Origin of the sequence: Streptomyces sp. SID14478 (assembly GCF_010548525.1) — a bacterium.
In the GTDB taxonomy this organism is placed as follows: domain Bacteria; phylum Actinomycetota; class Actinomycetes; order Streptomycetales; family Streptomycetaceae; genus Streptomyces.
In genome coordinates, this window is sequence record NZ_JAAGMG010001005.1 from 1 (window position 1) to 1,320 (window position 1,320).

General features: G+C 74.7%; 2 protein-coding genes and 1 pseudogene. All 3 read left to right on the forward strand.

Translation table 11 applies throughout. The features are described 5' to 3' along the window. On the forward strand, positions 1–402 hold a 402-nt coding region (locus G3I40_RS32530), incomplete at its 5' end, for an urease accessory UreF family protein (protein WP_275410259.1). Positions 403–457: 55 nt separating this feature from the next. Then, positions 458–1,135 (forward strand): urease accessory protein UreG, encoded by a 678-nt coding sequence (gene ureG / locus G3I40_RS32535; RefSeq protein WP_164306211.1) that lies wholly within the window; start codon positions 458–460, stop codon positions 1,133–1,135. After that, positions 1,132–1,320: pseudogene (locus tag G3I40_RS32540) on the forward strand (urease accessory protein UreD); the annotation flags it as partial. The gene ureG and the pseudogene G3I40_RS32540, both read left to right, overlap by 4 nt.

Genomic DNA, 1,320 nt, shown 5'->3' on the forward strand with positions numbered 1-1,320 from the left:
GGCCGGCAGCTGATGCGGGCGGCCCGGGCGACCTGGCCGCACCCCGAACTCGACGCCCTGGCACAGCAGTTCCCCAAGGGAGCGCACCAGCCGGTCGTGCTCGGCCTGACCGCCCGCGCGGCCGGACTCGGGCCCGAGGACGCCGCGTACTGCTCGGCGTACGAGGGCGTCAGCGGTCCCGCGACCGCCGCCGTACGCCTGCTGAGCCTCGACCCGTTCGACGCCACCGGAGCCCTCGCGCGGCTCGCACCGGAACTCGACCGGATCGTGCGGGACGCCGTGGACGCGGCGAGACGTGCCGTCGACGAAGGCGTCGACGCACTGCCCGCCGGGTCCGCGCCCCTGCTCGAGATCGGCGCGGAGGCGCATGCCGCCTGGCCGGTGCGGCTGTTCGCGTCGTAGTGCGGCGCAGCCGGACCCGATCCCCCACCACCTGCCTGAAAACGGAGCCGTAGCCATGCATCTCGACCATTCCCACGACGGACCCGCCGCCGTCTCCGCCGATGCCCACCGTCCCGACGGCACCCGGCGCGCCCTGCGCATCGGACTCGGCGGGCCGGTCGGATCCGGCAAGACCGCGACCGTCGCCGCGCTGTGCCGCGCCCTGCGCGACGAGCTCTCCCTCGCCGTCGTCACGAACGACATCTACACGCGCGAGGACGCCGAGTTCCTGCTGCGCGAGGCCGTGCTGCCGCCCGAGCGGATCACCGCCGTGGAGACCGGCGCCTGCCCGCACACGGCGATCCGCGACGACATCTCCGCCAACCTCGAAGCGGTCGAGGACCTGGAGGACGAGGTCGGCCCGCTCGATCTGATCCTCGTCGAGTCCGGCGGCGACAACCTCACCGCCACCTTCTCCAAGGGCCTCGTCGACGCCCAGGTCTTCGTCATCGACGTGGCGGGCGGCGATGACATCCCGCGCAAGGGCGGCCCCGGCGTCACCACCGCCGACCTGCTCGTCATCAACAAGACCGACCTCGCCCCGTACGTCGGCTCCGACCTCGGCCGGATGGCCTCCGACGCCAAGGAGGCGCGGGCCGAACTCCCCGTCGTGCTGCAGTCGTTGCGCTCGGAGGGCGGGGTGGCCGATGTCGCGGCCTGGGTCCGTGAGCGGCTCGCCACGTGGACGGCATGAATCCCGGCACCACCGCGGCCGGCGTGCGATCCGTCGCCCGGATCGCCGCACGCGAGGACGGCCGCGGCGGCACCGCCCTGCCCGTACTGGAGGGGGAGGGATCGCTCGCCCTGCGCCGCACCCGAGGCGCCGTCCCGGCCGAGGCCCGCGTCCTGCTCGTCGGCGCCATGGGCGGGCCCCTCGGC

Bases quoted from the DNA above. Each gene is read 5' to 3' on its own strand.
- ureG (WP_164306211.1), top strand. From the start codon at position 458: ATGCATCTCGACCATTCCCACGACGGACCCGCCGCCGTCTCCGCCGAT.